This is a genomic window from Mesorhizobium sp. Mes31, from assembly GCF_024519675.1.
Lineage (GTDB): Bacteria > Pseudomonadota > Alphaproteobacteria > Rhizobiales > Rhizobiaceae > Mesorhizobium.
The window spans coordinates 123,385-138,277 of sequence record NZ_JALJRL010000003.1; the positions used below are offsets into that span (position 1 = coordinate 123,385).

At 64.6% G+C, this 14,893-nt stretch carries 14 protein-coding genes; 3 read left to right on the top strand and 11 right to left on the bottom strand.

Features of this window, described 5'->3' with window-relative positions; genetic code table 11:
* Positions 1-6 precede the first annotated feature (6 nt).
* Together NR193_RS05895 and NR193_RS05900 are read left to right on the top strand one after the other, a co-directional pair.
* A complete protein-coding gene (locus NR193_RS05895) occupies positions 7-1,011 on the top strand; it encodes a serine hydrolase (RefSeq protein ID WP_256749937.1) in 1,005 nt (334 codons plus the stop codon).
* A gap of 63 nt (positions 1,012-1,074) precedes the next feature.
* The gene (locus NR193_RS05900; RefSeq protein ID WP_256749938.1) at positions 1,075-2,190 is read left to right on the top strand and encodes an anhydro-N-acetylmuramic acid kinase; all 1,116 of its coding nucleotides are present in this window, start codon (positions 1,075-1,077) and stop codon (positions 2,188-2,190) included.
* A gap of 85 nt (positions 2,191-2,275) precedes the next feature.
* Here NR193_RS05900 and NR193_RS05905 read toward each other — a convergent pair whose 3' ends face one another.
* The 3 genes from NR193_RS05905 to NR193_RS05915 form a co-directional block, all read right to left on the bottom strand.
* Positions 2,276-2,704 carry an N-acetyltransferase gene (locus NR193_RS05905; RefSeq protein WP_256749939.1) on the bottom strand — a complete coding sequence of 143 codons (429 nt, stop codon included), beginning with the start codon at positions 2,702-2,704 and terminating at the stop codon, positions 2,276-2,278.
* Between the two features lie 67 nt (positions 2,705-2,771).
* On the bottom strand, positions 2,772-4,163 hold the full coding sequence (locus NR193_RS05910; protein WP_256749940.1) for a sigma-54 dependent transcriptional regulator: 1,392 nt from the start codon (positions 4,161-4,163) through the stop codon (positions 2,772-2,774).
* Entirely contained in the window at positions 4,160-6,001 is a 1,842-nt protein-coding gene (locus NR193_RS05915; RefSeq protein ID WP_256749941.1) for a sensor histidine kinase, read from the bottom strand. Before NR193_RS05915 ends, NR193_RS05910 begins: the two co-directional genes overlap by 4 nt.
* 276 nt (positions 6,002-6,277) lie before the next feature.
* Between NR193_RS05915 and NR193_RS05920 the strand changes: the two genes are divergently transcribed.
* Positions 6,278-7,606, top strand: coding sequence for a dicarboxylate/amino acid:cation symporter (locus NR193_RS05920; RefSeq protein WP_256749942.1), 1,329 nt, complete (start codon positions 6,278-6,280; stop codon positions 7,604-7,606).
* 165 nt (positions 7,607-7,771) lie between these two features.
* Here NR193_RS05920 and NR193_RS05925 read toward each other — a convergent pair whose 3' ends face one another.
* The 8 genes from NR193_RS05925 to NR193_RS05960 form a co-directional block, all read right to left on the bottom strand.
* Positions 7,772-8,794: an ROK family protein gene (locus tag NR193_RS05925; protein WP_256749943.1), complete on the bottom strand. Its 1,023-nt coding sequence runs from the start codon at positions 8,792-8,794 to the stop codon at positions 7,772-7,774.
* On the bottom strand, positions 8,791-9,513 hold the full coding sequence (locus NR193_RS05930) for a ribulose-phosphate 3-epimerase (protein ID WP_256749944.1): 723 nt from the start codon (positions 9,511-9,513) through the stop codon (positions 8,791-8,793). Before NR193_RS05930 ends, NR193_RS05925 begins: the two co-directional genes overlap by 4 nt.
* A complete protein-coding gene (locus NR193_RS05935) occupies positions 9,510-10,343 on the bottom strand; it encodes an alpha/beta fold hydrolase (RefSeq protein ID WP_256749945.1) in 834 nt (277 codons plus the stop codon). The genes NR193_RS05930 and NR193_RS05935 overlap by 4 nt, the downstream gene beginning before the upstream one ends.
* Positions 10,343-11,161, bottom strand: coding sequence for a sugar phosphate isomerase/epimerase (locus tag NR193_RS05940; protein ID WP_256749946.1), 819 nt, complete (start codon positions 11,159-11,161; stop codon positions 10,343-10,345). The genes NR193_RS05935 and NR193_RS05940 overlap by 1 nt, the downstream gene beginning before the upstream one ends.
* Positions 11,161-12,237, bottom strand: coding sequence for a Gfo/Idh/MocA family protein (locus NR193_RS05945; protein ID WP_256749947.1), 1,077 nt, complete (start codon positions 12,235-12,237; stop codon positions 11,161-11,163). The genes NR193_RS05940 and NR193_RS05945 overlap by 1 nt, the downstream gene beginning before the upstream one ends.
* Positions 12,238-12,248: 11 nt before the next feature.
* Positions 12,249-13,070 carry a sugar phosphate isomerase/epimerase gene (locus NR193_RS05950; RefSeq protein WP_256749948.1) on the bottom strand — a complete coding sequence of 274 codons (822 nt, stop codon included), beginning with the start codon at positions 13,068-13,070 and terminating at the stop codon, positions 12,249-12,251.
* A 63-nt stretch (positions 13,071-13,133) separates the two neighbouring features.
* A complete protein-coding gene (locus NR193_RS05955; RefSeq protein ID WP_256749949.1) occupies positions 13,134-13,976 on the bottom strand; it encodes a carbohydrate ABC transporter permease in 843 nt (280 codons plus the stop codon).
* Between the two features lie 5 nt (positions 13,977-13,981).
* Entirely contained in the window at positions 13,982-14,878 is an 897-nt protein-coding gene (locus NR193_RS05960) for a carbohydrate ABC transporter permease (RefSeq protein ID WP_256749950.1), read from the bottom strand.
* Between the last annotated feature and the right edge of the window lie 15 nt (positions 14,879-14,893).

Consider the following 14,893-nt stretch of genomic DNA (forward strand, 5'->3'; position numbering starts at 1 on the left):
CTGGCATTGAACGACCTTGCCCAGCTCTTCGATCGCGCGTTCCAACCACTCGCCGCAACGGTCTCCGTCAAGCGCATTCCCGGCGGCGTGCTCGGCATTGTGGACAAAAATGGCGACCGCATCGTCAGGTCGATCGGCTCGGCCCAGTTGGTGCCGAAGTCGCGACCGATGCAGGACGAGACGTGGTTCGACCTGGCGTCGTTGACCAAGGTCATCTTCACCACGCCGTGCATCCTGGCGCTGGCCGAAGACGGCGTCATCGATCTCGACGCGCCGCTGATCTCGGTGCTGCCGGACCTTCGCCAGTATGATGCGGAGGCCTGGGAGCGGAAGGTGACGTTCCGCCAGTGCCTCGGCCACCAGACACCGTTTCCGGCCGTCGAGCCGATCTATACCTATGGGCGCGATCCCGACCTGCTGCGCGCCTTCATCCTGCAGCGCGAATGGCGGGCACGGGACCCAGTCTACTCCGACATCAACTTCATTCTGCTCGGCTTTGCGCTCGAGCGGTTGTTCGGAAAGACCATCAGGGACATGGATGCCGGCGCAGGCTTTGCTTTCTCGGCGGAGCCGGACGCGTCAGCCGCCACCGAGGACTGCACCTGGCGCCATCGCGTGCTGTCCGGCGAGGTCCACGACGACAATTGCGCGGCTCTGCAAGGCTCGGGGCACGCCGGCCTGTTTGGAACGGCCGCTTCCGTACTCGATTTCGCGCAAGGGCTGCTGGATGGCACGGGTGCATCCGAGCGTTCGATCGCACTGATGCGGACCCCCTTGTCCGCTACCCGCACCCATGGCTGGGAGCGTCCCTATGACGGCTGGTCCGGTGGGGCCTTGTGCAGTCCGGGAACCATCGGCCATACCGGCTTCACCGGCACCGGACTGTGGATCGACTTCGACGGAGGCAAGGCATGGACCTTGCTCACCAACCGGATCCATCCGACACGTCATTTCGACAGCGGAATCGTTTCGCTTCGGCAGAAGGTCGGCGATCTCGTCAACGGAGCATGATCCCCAAAAGGGACCCGATTTTGGGATAAGATCATGCTCAAGGCAAAGAGGCAGAGCTCAACAATGAAACCAATCTGGGCCGTCGGCCTGATGACCGGCACCGTGCTCGACGGCAACATCGATGTCGCGCTGATCAAGACGGATGGCGAGCGGATCGACGATTTCGGCACCTACCGGCTGATGCCCTACCCGCAATCGATCCGCTCGCTGCTGGAAGAGACGCTGAAGGAGGCAAGAGCCTGGAATTTTGTCGGGCCGGAACCGGTGATCTTCCGCAAGGCGGAGGAAGCCCTGACGCGTGCCCAGTCGGCGGCGGTCAAGGAACTCGTCGAAGGCTATGGGATGACGATGGCCGATATCGGCGTCGTCGGCTTTCACGGCCAGACCGTGCTGCATCGCGCGCCACAGGTCGGCCGGCTTGGCCAGACCCGGCAGCTCGGCGACGGCGAGCTGATGCATACGATCCTCGGCACCAAGGTCGCCTACGATTTCCGCTCGGCCGACATGCGCGCCGGCGGCCAAGGTGCGCCATTGGCCGCTGCCTATCACACCGCGCTGATGCGCAGCGCCGGCGCCAGTGGCGAGGTGGCGGTGCTCAATCTCGGCGGTGTCGCCAACATCACCTGGTGGGATGGCGCCGACAATGTCATCGCCTTCGACACCGGGCCTGCCAACGCACCGCTCAACGATTTCATCAAATCGAAAGGGCTCGGCGAAATGGACCGCGACGGCGCGCTTGGCCGCGCGGGAACGGTCGACGAGGCAAGGCTCGCCAAGCTGCTGCAGCACCCCTATCTGACCAAACCCTATCCCAAATCGCTGGACCGTTTCGATTTCGGCGCCGCCATGGCGGACGGTTTGAACGCCGAGGATGGCGCTGCCTTGCTGACCGCCTTCACCGCCGCCGCTGTCGGCAAGGCACTCGACCTTCTGCCGCGTCGGCCGAAAAAACTGGTGGTCAGCGGTGGCGGTCGCCACAACCCGACGATGATGGCGATGCTGGCCAGCCGCGCCGGCGTCGAGGTGGTGCAGGCCGAGACCCTCGGCTGGAGCGGCGACGCGGTGGAGGCGGAGTGCTTTGCCTTCCTCGCGGTTCGCGTGCTGCGCGGCCTGCCGATCAGCTTCCCGAGCACGACCGGCGCGCCGCAGCCAATGCGCGGCGGAAAGCTCGCCGGATAGACTCTTGCTTTGACGCAATTCCCAAGGGAAAGCGCTACGCGCTTTTCCCGGAAAACCGCTTCACACTTTCCTGGAATTGCCCTGATCAGGCCGGCGACAGTTTCTTCTGCAGGAAGATGCGGCTGCGGCCGATGGGGAAATCGGCAAGCGTGCCGAAGGTCTGATAGCCCTGGCGCTGATAGACCCTGGCCGCGTTCGGATTGAAGGTATCGATCCAGGCGCTTTGGCAGCCGCGCGCCATGGCTTCCTGTTCGGCCGCGTCCAGCATCCTGCCGGCCATGTGCTGGCCGCGCAGCCTTTCGTCGACCCAAAGCCATTGCACATAGAGCCAGCCCCAGGCGGTATAGCCCGAAATGCCGGCGACGACCGCGCCGTCGTCGTCGCGCACGAACACAGCCAGGGCCTTTCTTTCGGAAGCGCCGACATCGGCGTCGTTGAACGCCGTCAGGCGCTCGCCGAGAAAGGCAAGTTCTTCCGGCAACGGATTTGCCGTCGTCTCAAGTGTCGTGTTCATGGCTTTTCCGACATATGCGGCTGGATACGAACCAAGCGTTACGAAGGGCGGCGCGCTTGCGCAACTTCTATATCTGTTCCCGAACAGGTTGCGCATCCGGATCGCCACCATTGCGGAATTCGGACGCGGCAATGCCGTAGCGCTTGAGCTTGTCGTAAAACGTCTTGCGCGGCACGCCGAGCGCGTCGATGGCGCTGCGCACGTCGCCGCCATGATCGCGCAACGCGTCGCGGATGAGTTGCGCCTCGTAGTGGCCAACCCGTTCGGGCAGTGTAGCCTCGGGCTCCGGCAGTCGCGCGGGAGCGACTTTCGTCTCGTCGTCCGGGCCGAGACCGAGCGCGACGCGATCGGCGAAATGCGCGAGCTCGCGCACATTGCCCGGCCAGGCATGCGACTGGAGATGGTCGCTCACCGCTACGTTCACTTTGGCGACAGGCCGCCCGAAACGCTCCGCCGCCTTGCCGAGGAAATGCCCGAACAGCATCGGGATGTCGCCGCGCCGCTCGCGCAGTGGCGGGATGCGCAGCGTCACCACGTTGAGGCGGAAATAGAGATCCTCGCGAAAATCGCCGCGCTGGTCCGGCCGGCCGAGATCCACCTTCGTTGCCGCGACGACCCTGAGGTCGATGCGCCGGATCTCGTTCGAGCCAAGCGGCGTGAGACTGCGCGTCTCGAGCACCCGCAGCAGCTTGACCTGGAGGGCCGGCGGCATGGATTCGATCTCGTCGAGGAACAGGGTGCCACCGCTGGCATGCTCGATGCGGCCGATGCGGCGCCGCTGCGCGCCGGTGAAGGCGCCTGCCTCGTGGCCGAACAGCTCGCTTTCTATGACGGTCTCCGGCAGCGCGCCGCAATTCAACGCCACGAAGGGTTTCGCGCGCCGCCGCCCCCATCTGTGCAGGAGGTCCGCCACCACTTCCTTGCCGGTTCCCGTCTCTCCTTCCACCAGCACGTCGACATCCATGTCGGCAATCTGGCGCAAGGTCTCGCGCAGCCGCCGGATGGCGGGCGCCTCACCGATCAGCGGCAGGCCATCGGCGGCCAGCGCCGCGGCTTCGCGCAGCCGCCGGTTCTCCATCACCAGCCGCCGCTTCTCGCTCGCCCGTTTCAATGCCTCGACAAGGCGATCGCCGGCATAGGGCTTCGGGATGAAATCGTAGACGCCGTCCTTGAGCGCGGCCACGGCAAGATCGACATCGCCATGCCCGGTGACCAGGATCACCGGTATGTCCGGGTCGATCGCCTTGACGCGATCGAACAGTTGCAGCCCGTTCATGCCGGGCATGCGGATGTCGCTGACGACCACGCCCTCGAAACTCCTGTCGATGACGGCAAGCGCCGCCTCGGCTGCATCGAGCGCGATCACGCTGAAGCCGGCAAGCTCGAGCAATTGCGTGGTGGCGTGAAGCAGGTCCGCATCGTCGTCGACGAGCGCCACCAGCCCTGATCCCTGCGTCATTCAATTCGCCTCAAGTCGATGGTGAAGGACGCGCCACTGACGCTGTCGGGATCGAGCCGCAGCGTGCCGCCCAATTCCTGGGCGATCTCCTGCGAGATCACCAGCCCGAGGCCAAGCCCTTTCTCCTTGGTGGTCTGGAACGGCATGAACAAATTGCCGGCCGCTTCCGGACCGAGGCCGGGGCCATTGTCGCGTACCGAAATCAGCACCCGGTCGTCGCGCTCGGCAATTTCGATCTCGATGCGGGGATCGGGCTGGTCCTTCATGGCGTCCAGCGCGTTCTGCAACAGGTTGACCAGGATCTGCTCCAGCCGGATGCGGCTGGCCATGACTGTCGGCGATGCGTTGCCGCGCGGCTTGACAATGGTCACGCCGGAATCGCGGATGCGGCCGGACAGAAGCGACAGCGCGCCGTCGATCGCCTCGCGCACCGGCAATGGCGAAGCGGCGACGCCGGGCCTGCGGGCGAATGTGCGCAAGGTGCTGGTGATCGCGCCGATGCGTTCGGTCATCGAAACGATCGATGTCAGATTGCCGCTGACCGGTTCGGTCCTGCCGTCGGCGAGAAAGCGGCGGGCATTCTCGGCATAGGTGCGGATCGCGGCGACCGGCTGGTTGATCTCGTGCGCGACGCCGGCCGCGATCTGCCCGAGAATGGAAAGCCGGTTGGCCTGGGCGAGATCGTCGCGCAGCCGGCGGACCTTGGCTTCAGCATTCTCGCGCTCGGCGATTTCGCCGGCAAGGGCTGTATTGGAGCGCGTCAGTTCGGCCGTTCGCGTGCTGACGCGGCTTTCCAGTTCGACATTCATGCGCGCCAGCGCCTCCTGCCTCAGCCGGCGCGCACGCTGACGTCGGGTGAGCACGAAGGCCAGCAAACCCGTAAGCAGCAATCCGAGCAGCGTGGTCAGGCGCGCCGTGTTGGCGGCGGACGAGAGTGCGGCGTCCGCCGGCGTCAGCAGCCACAGGCGCCAGCCGGGGACCGCACCGGGCAGGTCCTGCACCACCTCGACGAACTGGCGCGGCTTTCCCGAGCTCCCGATCGTCGCCACGCCGTCGCCGGCACCGCGCCGGATCGGCAGCGGTTCGAAGGCGGCATCGGCCAATTGCAGCTGCTCATGGGCAGCGGCGGCATCTTGGGCGGAGAGCGGCGCCAGCGCATGAAACCGCCATTCGGGCTCGCTGGTAGCCAGAACGACGCCGCGTTCGTCGGTGACGAAAACCAGGAACCCGCTGGAGCGCCAATTGGCCTCGACACCGTCCAGTTCGACCTTCAACACCACGACGCCCAGCGGCTTGCCGTTGTCGTCGACGCGACTCGAAAGATAGAGACCCGGCCGGCCGCTGATCGTGCCCAGGCCATATTGGCTGGCGGAACCCTTCGCCATGGCCTCGTTGAAATAGTGGCGGAAATTATAGTCGATGCCGACAAAGCTCGTCGGCTCGCCGGCATTGCTGGCTGATATCGCGATGCCGGCCGTGTCGATGACATAGATGGCGGACGCCGATGCATCGCCGGCAATCGCCTTGAGCTTGTCGTCGAGGGCCGTTTCTTCCGTTTTCCCGGCCCGGCGCAGCGCCTCGCGCACCGCATCGTCGCGTGCCAGCACCAACGGGACCAGTCGCTGCTTTTCGATTTCGCCGGTCAGTGTTCCCGCCGCCAGCGGCAAGGCGGCAAGCGCCCCGTCGCGCAGATTGTCGGCCGCCTGGCTGGAGGCGATGCGCCCGGCAATGACGATCGCGCCCGCCAGGACCGCGAGGGCGATGAGGACTACAAGCCAGCGGCCATCGCGCAGCCGGGCCACCGCCTCGCGCAGCAGATCCCGTCCGGCGATCCCCATCGACCTGCTATCGGTGCCTGCTTGTGGCGTCTGCCTCTCCCTTTTTCCTCGCTAGTCTAATGCGAAATTCCGCCCAGGCAAACGCTACCTGTGCGGAAATCCGCACAGGTTTTCGCCGCGCGACCCCGAAAAGTGGCCAAAACGCCGGATTTCCGCCTTTCCCCGATCTGGCACAGCGCTTGCAAAAGTTCCTGCAGCGGCGTGCGACCGGAGCGCCGCGATGGGAGAAGTCACGCAGGGCGGCGCATTTCCGCCCCATCCGGCAGGGAGAGTTCGATGCACATCGCAGACCAATCAGGCGCGCCTTCCGCGCAGCGCAAGCCTTTCTATGCCCAACTCTACGTGCAGGTGCTCGTCGCGATCACCGTCGGTATCCTGCTCGGCCACTACTATCCGTCGATCGGCGAGAGCATGAAGCCGCTCGGCGATGCCTTCATCAAGCTGGTCAAGATGATCATCGCCCCGGTCATCTTCCTGACGGTGGCGACCGGCATCGCCGGCATGAGCGACCTGCAGAAGGTCGGCCGTGTGGCCGGCAAGGCGATGCTCTACTTCCTCACCTTCTCCACGCTTGCTCTCATCATCGGCCTCGTCGTCGCCAATGTCGTGCAGCCGGGCGCCGGCTTCAACATCGACCCGGCGACACTCGACGCGTCGACCGTCAGCACCTATGCCGCCAAGGCGCACGACCAGTCGGTCACCGGCTTCCTGATGAACATCATCCCGACGACCATCGTCGGCGCCTTCGCCGACGGCGACATCCTGCAGGTTCTGTTCTTCTCGGTGCTGTTCGGCATTGCGCTGGCGCTGGTCGGCGACAGGGGCACGCCGGTCCTCAATTTCCTGCAGGCGCTGATGGCGCCGATGTTCAAGCTGGTCAGCGTGCTCATGAAGGCCGCGCCCATCGGCGCCTTCGGCGCCATGGCCTTCACCATCGGCAAATACGGTATCGGCTCGGTCATCAATCTCGCCATGCTGGTCGGCACCTTCTACATGACGTCGCTGCTGTTCGTGTTCGTCGTGCTCGGGGCCGTCTGCCGTTACAACGGGTTCTCCATCCTGTCGCTGCTCCGCTATATCAAGGAGGAGCTGCTGCTGGTGCTGGGCACCTCCTCGTCGGAAGCCGCCCTGCCCTCGCTGATGGAAAAGATGGAGAAGGCCGGCGCCAAGCGCTCGGTGGTCGGACTGGTCATTCCGACCGGCTATTCCTTCAACCTCGACGGCACCAACATCTACATGACACTGGCGGCGCTGTTCATCGCGCAGGCGACGAACATCCATCTGTCGATCGGTGACCAGATCCTGCTGCTGCTGGTTGCCATGCTTTCGTCGAAGGGCGCAGCCGGTATCACCGGGGCCGGATTCATCACCCTTGCCGCCACGCTTTCGGTCGTTCCATCGGTGCCGGTCGCCGGCATGGCGCTGATCCTCGGCGTCGACCGCTTCATGTCGGAATGCCGGGCACTGACCAATTTCATCGGCAATGCCGTCGCCACGCTGGTCGTCGCCCGCTGGGAAGGCGAACTCGACGAGGCCAAGCTGGCCAGCGCTCTGGCGGGCACGGCGGACGACAGCCTGCCGGCGGACGTCGTTCCGGCCGAGTAATCAGCGCAGTCAATAGGACAAAGGCCGGAGGCGTGCTGCCTCCGGCCTTTGTCATACAGGTCGCAAAGTCAGACGGTACCGGTCTTGCTCAGCGGCTCCAGCGCCTTGACACCTTTGATCACCTCCACGCCGCCGTAAGACTTGCGCACACCGCGCATCTTGAGCTCAGCCATTGAAGTCCCTCCTTGCGTCAGGATACGTGGTTGGGCCGACAGGCATGCGTGCAGCCAAAGTGCCGACGTCGTCGAACAGGACGAGGCTGGCGGCGCCGACGAGCCCGGCGTGGCGGCCGAGCTGCGCCTGGACGACCGGCACGTCGCGATAGGCGCGCATGGCCCGCTGCCTGATGGTCGCCTCGAGGACAGGCAGCATCAGGTCGAGCCCATTGGCGATGCCGCCGCCGACGACCAGCACATCGGGCGAATAGAGATGCAGCAGATTGGTGAAGCCGACCCCCAGCCAGCGCGCTTCCTCCTCAAGCAGGGCCAAAGCGAGGCCGTCCTGCAGCCGTGCCGCCTCGACCACGTGACGGCCTGTCACTTCCGCGTCCGCCGACAGGCGCCGCAAAGTCGAGCCGTCACCAGCAGCCGTGGCGGCGGTCGCGCGACGGCCAAGTGCGGTTCCCGAGGCGATGGCCTCGAAGCAGCCGACGACACCGCAGACGCAACGTTCGCCTTCGTTTGTGATGGTCATATGGCCGATCTCGGCGGCAAGGCCACGACGACCGTGCAGGATGCGCCCATCGACGACGACGCCGCCGCCAATGCCGGTGGAAACCGTGACGAAAACCAGCGAGCGCGCACCGTGGCCAGCACCGAAACGCCATTCGCCGAGCGCGGCGGCGTTGGCGTCGTTCTCCAGCCGCACCGGCAGACCGAGCCGCCGTTCGAGGATATCGGCAAGCGGCACATCCAGCCAGCCGGCCAGCGTCGGCGGCCCGACCGCGATGCCGGCGAGCGGATCAAGCGGTCCCGGCGCACCGACGCCGACGCCGACGACGGCAAGCGCCGGTGCCTCGGCATGGACGGTCGCGGCCAACGCCTCGATCTGGCCGATCACCACGTCGGGGCCGGCCTGCGCCTGCGTCGGCACCGCTGCGAATGCCAGGATCTTGCCGTCGCGATCGACCAGGGCGGCGCGAAGCTCGGTGCCGCCAAGATCGATCGCGAGGGCGGCTTCAGTGCTCATGCCGCTACCTTCAGTCCGTGCAGCCAGCCGATGCGGCCGGCCAGATCCTTGTCGCCAAAGGCGAGCGAACCGAGAACCACCGTCTCGGCGCCGGCGGCACGCAGCAACGGCACCGTTTCGTGGCGGATGCCGCCGTCGGCGGCCAGAACCAAGGCCGCCTCGCGGCCGGCCTTTCTCAGGATGGCGCGCGCGGCGCCAAGCCTGTCAAAAGCTTTTTCCGACAGGCTCTGCCCCTTGACGCCGATTGCCGTGCCGAGAAGCGTGACAAAAGCGACCTCGGAGACGAAGGGCGTCACCTCTTCGACCGGCGTCTCCAGCCTCAGCACGACACCGGCTTCGGCGCCGAGCTCGCGGGCCAGCCGAACGGCGCGCAATCCCGCCTCGCCATTCTCGGCATGGACGCTGATCATGTCGGCGCCGGCCTCGATGAACTGGCGCGTCTGCGCCTCGACTATGTCAGCATCGACCATCAGGTGGACATGGATGGGTTTGGCCGTGAGCTTCGCGATGCGGGCGACGAGGTCGGGAAAGAACAGGAAGGACGGGGCGAAATGACCGTCCGCCACATCGATATGATGAAGATCGACAAAGGGTTCGATGCGCTTCAGGTCGCTCTCGAAATTGACGAGGTCGGCGGACCACAGCGAGAATTCAGCGATCATGCGATCGCGCGGCAATGCGGCGATGGCGGCCGGGCCTGAGAGAGGTTTCGAGATCATGGCTGGTCCTGGTTGTTGAAACGATCGTCGAGGAAGCGGGTGATGGCGGCGCGGACCTCCGTGAAATGGCGATCCTTGTCGGTGGCCTTCGGCGTTACCTCGACAAAGGCGGCGTTGGGAATGGCGTCGGCGAGGCTGCGAGCGATCGCCAGCGGATGAACGAGGTCAATGCCGCTGCCGATGACCAGCGTGGGGATTGCGAGGCCGGAAGCAGCCGCCCGCGTGACGCCAGGCCCATCGTTTGCGATCGCCTGCATGACCTCGGCGAAAACTGCCGCATTTTCACGCGCGAAGAAGCCGAGCAAGGAGGTGAGATTGTCCGGTGCTTCAGCGCGAAAGCGGGCGGCAGTGGCGGATGCCGCGAAGGCGTCGCGCGCTTCATCCAGCGGACGGCTGCGGATGAGCTCCGCCACTTCCACGTAAGGGCGCATGTTCAGCGGCGCTGCGTCGAAGGCCCAGGCCGGGCGCACGAGTACCAGGCCAATGACGCGCTCCGGGTAACGGCTCGCCAGGTTCAGCGCGATTGCCGCGCCCATCGAGATGCCGCCGGCGACAAAACGGTCGAGGCCGGCCGCGTCGGCGGCGGCCAGCACGTCGTCGGCAAACATGGCGATCGAAAAGGGGCGACGGCTGCCGGCGCCGGAGCCGCCTTGTGCGCGGCATTCGACGGTCAGCCGCCGGCGTGACGGGCTGTCGGGAAAGTTCTGTGCCACCTGCGCTGCATCGCCGCCGAGACCATGCTGGAAGACGACGGGAAGCCTGCCCTGCCCCATATCGAAGACACGAAGTGCTGCATCGTCGCGGAGCATGATCGCCGGCGCGGTAACCATCAGAGCAGCCTCCGCAGGAAGGCGGCAACACCGGGAGCTTCGTCGGCGGACAGGCCGTGGGTGACGAGCGCCCCCCCGAAACCCGCAGCCTTCAGCCGCGCGACGAAATCCGGAAAATCGACAATGCCTTGCCCGGCGGTGGCAAAGCGGCCGTCGCCATGGCGGTCCTTGGCATGTGCCATGGCGATGTGGCCGGCCGCCTCGTCGATCGCGGCGGCGACGATGGCGCGCGCCTCGCCCGGCGTGGCGTGCTCGAACAGGTTTGCCGGGTCGAACACGATCTTCAGATGCCTCGAGCCCATCTCGGCGATCAGGCGAGTCGCATCCTTGGCCGAGGTGACGATGTTGGCCTGCTCCGGCTCGATGCCGAGATCGACGCCGGCGGCTTCGGCCAGCGCCAGCGCCTTCTCCATCTCGGCGGCCATGTCGGACCATGCGGCCGGTGTGGCATTGTCCGGATGGTATGCCCATTGATCGGCGGCATTGCGCGAGCCGGTGCACAGCGTGACCAGCGGAATGCCGAGGGCCGCCGCGGTCTCGACAACGGCCTCAAGACGGCCAAGACCGTCGTCGCGCACGGCCTTGTCGGGATGCGCCATGTTGTAGGTGCCCGATAGCGCGGCGAGTGAAACACCGGTCGACCGTGCGGCGGCGCGGATCGCCGCGATGGCGTCCGCCGGCACTGCGTCCGGCATCGCTGGCAGGCCGGCGCAAGCGAGATTGAATTGCGTCGTCTCATAGCCCGCTTGTCGCACCGCCATCAGCACCGCGGCCGGTTCGCTCCCGGGAAAGGTCTTGGCGAAAATGCCGAGACGCATCAGACTGCTCCCGAAACCGAGGCGAGTTCGACCCGCTCGCCGGTCTCCACCGAGCGCGCTATGGCAACCATGGCGCGGATCGACGCGATGCCGTCTTCGACATTGGCGCCGCGCATCGGCGCGCCGGCAAGCACCGTGTCGGCAAGACCTTCCAGCTGGCGGCGGAAGAAATGGCCGTCGGCGCCGAGCGGCTTGCGCGATGTCGCGTCCTTCTCATGGAAGATGTCGACCTCGCTGGCGCGGAAGTACCAGGGGTTGAAGGTCTTGGCGATGATGGAACCGTTCTCGCCATAGAGTTGAAAGCCTTCGTGCCAGTCCATCCGTACGGCCACCGTCAGATCGAGATGGCCGAGCGCGCCGCTGGCGAATTCGGTTTCGACGAACCAGCAATAGGCGCCGAAACGTTCGTTGAGACGGGCGCGCACGGCGACGATATCACCGCACAGGAAGCGTGCCGTGTCGACGAGATGCGAGCCGTGGGCCAGCATGAAGTATTGCCTGAGATCAGCCTTGGGATTGCCCGCCGGCTTCCGCGCGAGTTTGCTGGTGACGGGCAGCGGCTGCACGGCATCGGTGTTGGTGTAGCGGTGGGTGGAATCGCAGTACCACGCCTTCAGCGCCAGCACGTCGCCCATCTCGTCGCGAACGAAGTCGCGCGCGGCCTCCAGCGCCGGATCGAAGCGCTTCATGTGCCCGACCTGCAGGACCTTGCCGGAACGCCTGACTGCCTCTGCCAGTGCCTCGCCTTCCTCCACCGAGGTGCCGATGGGCTTTTCGCAGAGAACATGCTTGCCGGCGTCGAGCGCCTTGATCGACATCGGCACGTGATAGGCATCCGAGGTGGCGACGATCACGGCTTCCAATTCGGGATCGGCGAGCATCGCGTCGTAGTCGGCATACATCTTTTGCGGTTCGTAGGTGGCGCCCATGCGGGCGATCAGATCGGGCGCCGCATCGCAGATGGCGTAGAGATCGGCATTGGCGGCCTTCGTGCAGGATTGCAGATGCGCGAACTGCGCTATGGGACCGCAGCCGAGCACGCCGACCCTGAGGCGTCTGTCTTGTTTCTTGATCATCGTCTCGTTCTTCAGGCGCCGTAGCTACGCATCGTCTGGCGGTTGGTCTTGACCGCGCCAGCAGGATCGGCGGCGGCCGTGTCGGATTCCTCTTCCAGCACCAGCCAGCCGTTGAAGTGTGGCGCGGTGTTTGCGATCTCGATGACCGCAGGCGTGTCGCAGACCCCTTGGCCCAGCATCGCCCAGGTGCCGTTGGCGTCTACGTCCTTCAAATGGATGTAGCGGATACGATCGCGATAGGTGCGCAGCGTGTCAGACATGTCCTTGTGGCCGCGCAATATGTGGCCGGTATCCGGCACCCAGCCGACCAGGTCGGGGTCGAGCAAGGCAAAGATCCTGTCATAGTCGGCGCGGTCGAACAGCAGCGTGTTGTGGTGCGAGCTCGGGTGCACCGCCACCTGGACACCGGCCTTGCGGCCAAGCTCGCCGGCCTTGTTGTAAACCTCCGCCGCGATGGCGAACTTGTCGTCGCGCGGCCCGTCGGACACCACGGTTGCCGAGCCCATCGACACCAGCGCGCCCGGGAAGGCAGCGGCGAAGTCGATCCAGCGTTTCGCGGTCTCGAGGTCGGCGCCGACCTGCTCCTTCAGCGTGAAGCCGCTCTTCGAACCGAAGGCGAACGAGACCAGCGTCAGGCCGGATGCCTTCAGCGCGGTCGCGAACTCCGCCGGCTTGTCGGCATAGAGGCCGATCATGGTGTCGGTGATCTCGATGCCGGAGTAACCGCCATCGGCGATGGCCTTCAACAGATCGTCGGGGCCGCCGCTAAAACGGTCGCCGAGCATTTCCCAGGTGAAGGTCTGGCAGCCGACTTTGAGGTCTTTCACGTTCATCCTTTCAATCCTTGATACCGGTTATTGCTTGATGCCACTCTGCGTCACCCTGGGATGGACATCCTACTTGACCGAGCCCGCGGTCATGCCGGCGAGGAAGTACCTCTGGGCAACGAGGTAGATGACCAAGAGCGGTAGCGAGCCAAGCACGCTCATCGCCATCATCTGGTTCCATTCGAAGGCGTGCTGCCCCATCAACAGCTGGATGCCGATCGGGACGGTGCGCATGGACGTTGACTTCGTCAGCGTCAGCGCAAAGAGAAATTCGTTCCAGCACAACAGGAAGGTGTAGACCGACGTCGCTACGATACCGGGCAGTGAAATCGGGACGACCACCCGCCAGAGCGCTGTCCAACTGGTGCCGCCATCGACAGCCACGGCTTCATCGAGATCGCGGGGCAAGGTGTTCAGATATCCCGTCATCAGCAGGATCGCGTAGGGCAGCGTGAATACCAGGTAAGTCAGGATCAGTGCGACGTAGGTGTCGAAGATGCCATATGAGACGACAAGCCCGAAGAAAGGGATCAAAAGTGTGATTGGCGGGATCGTCTGCGTGCTGATGATGAGTGTGTTCAGGCTGCCCTTGCCGCGGAAGTTGAAGCGGCTGAACCCGTAGGCCGCCAGCAAGGCGATCAGCACCGTCAGCACGGTCACCGCTCCCGCTACGAAATAGCTGTTGAAGAAGAAGCGCAGCTTTACCGGGTCGCCAAGGATGGCTGCGTACGCTTCCAGCGTGAAGGCCTTTGGCAGGATGGTTGGTGGCAGGGCAAAGATTTCGGTATTCGATTTGAACGAACTGCTCAGCATCCAGTAGATCGGGAATGCCGCGAAAAGGAGCCCCGCTGCAAGCGCTACATGGAGCGCGACGGTGATCAGCCTGTCTTTCGGCGTATGCCTTTTCCTCATGGTGACTACCGAGCCTTTTGATAGCGAATATAGAAAAGCGTCAGGCCGAGAGAGATCAACAAGATGACCACGGCGCTCGCCGAAGCCTGCGACAGGTTGTAGCTCGAAAACGCCAGCTTGTACGTGTAGGTGCTTAGGACCTCGGTCGAGTAGATCGGGCCGCCGCCCGTGGTTATCCAGATCAACGGGAAGACCTGCATGGTCCAGATGAAGTCGAGCAGCGAGATGCTGATGATGATCGGCATCAGCTGCGGGATGGTGATGAAAATCAGCTTCTGGTAGGCTTTTGCCCCGTCGATATCGGCGGCCTCGTAGAAATCCTTGGGAATGCCCTGCAAACCCGCGAGCAGGCTGACCATGAAAAGCGGATAGCCCGCCCAGATGTTGGCGAAGGTGACGGCGTGCAGCGCGGTCTCGGGCGAGGAAAACCACTCGACCTTCGAACCGATGATGCCCAATTGCATGAGAATGCTATTCACGACACCGTTCGGCTCTAGCAGGAGGCGCCAGATCACGGCGATGATCACTGCGGTGAACAGCCAGGGCAGTATGTAGAGCACGCGCAAAATATTGCGCAGCGTCGGATTGATGCGATCGCTGTTCAACATGAGCGCGAACATCATGCCGATGGTCATGTGGAAAATGACACTCATGCATGTGAAGTAGAGCGTGTGCCACAGCGAAGCCCAGAACACGGGGTCGTCGAAGATCGCCTGGTAGTGTTTCAGTCCGGCAAACGATGGGTCACGACGCAGCACCGCGCTGTTCTGGAACGAGTAGGCAATCACCGTCACCATCGGCAGCAGCATCAGAAGCCCGATTATGAGCAGCGATGGCGACAGATAGAGGTAGGGTGCGACCGCTCGTTTCAGCTTGTGGTGGGAGCGCTTTTGCCGGGTCATGTGCCAACCTTGGGA

Bases quoted from the DNA above. Each gene is read 5' to 3' on its own strand.
- NR193_RS05955 (WP_256749949.1), bottom strand. From the start codon at position 13,976: ATGAGGAAAAGGCATACGCCGAAAGACAGGCTGATCACCGTCGCGCTC.
- NR193_RS05945 (WP_256749947.1), bottom strand. From the start codon at position 12,237: ATGATCAAGAAACAAGACAGACGCCTCAGGGTCGGCGTGCTCGGCTGC.
- NR193_RS05910 (WP_256749940.1), bottom strand. From the start codon at position 4,163: ATGACGCAGGGATCAGGGCTGGTGGCGCTCGTCGACGACGATGCGGAC.
- NR193_RS05925 (WP_256749943.1), bottom strand. From the start codon at position 8,794: ATGAGCACTGAAGCCGCCCTCGCGATCGATCTTGGCGGCACCGAGCTT.
- NR193_RS05920 (WP_256749942.1), top strand. From the start codon at position 6,278: ATGCACATCGCAGACCAATCAGGCGCGCCTTCCGCGCAGCGCAAGCCT.
- NR193_RS05905 (WP_256749939.1), bottom strand. From the start codon at position 2,704: ATGAACACGACACTTGAGACGACGGCAAATCCGTTGCCGGAAGAACTT.
- NR193_RS05900 (WP_256749938.1), top strand. From the start codon at position 1,075: ATGAAACCAATCTGGGCCGTCGGCCTGATGACCGGCACCGTGCTCGAC.
- NR193_RS05935 (WP_256749945.1), bottom strand. From the start codon at position 10,343: ATGGTTACCGCGCCGGCGATCATGCTCCGCGACGATGCAGCACTTCGT.
- NR193_RS05960 (WP_256749950.1), bottom strand. From the start codon at position 14,878: ATGACCCGGCAAAAGCGCTCCCACCACAAGCTGAAACGAGCGGTCGCA.
- NR193_RS05940 (WP_256749946.1), bottom strand. From the start codon at position 11,161: ATGCGTCTCGGCATTTTCGCCAAGACCTTTCCCGGGAGCGAACCGGCC.
- NR193_RS05915 (WP_256749941.1), bottom strand. From the start codon at position 6,001: ATGGGGATCGCCGGACGGGATCTGCTGCGCGAGGCGGTGGCCCGGCTG.
- NR193_RS05930 (WP_256749944.1), bottom strand. From the start codon at position 9,513: ATGATCTCGAAACCTCTCTCAGGCCCGGCCGCCATCGCCGCATTGCCG.
- NR193_RS05950 (WP_256749948.1), bottom strand. From the start codon at position 13,070: ATGAACGTGAAAGACCTCAAAGTCGGCTGCCAGACCTTCACCTGGGAA.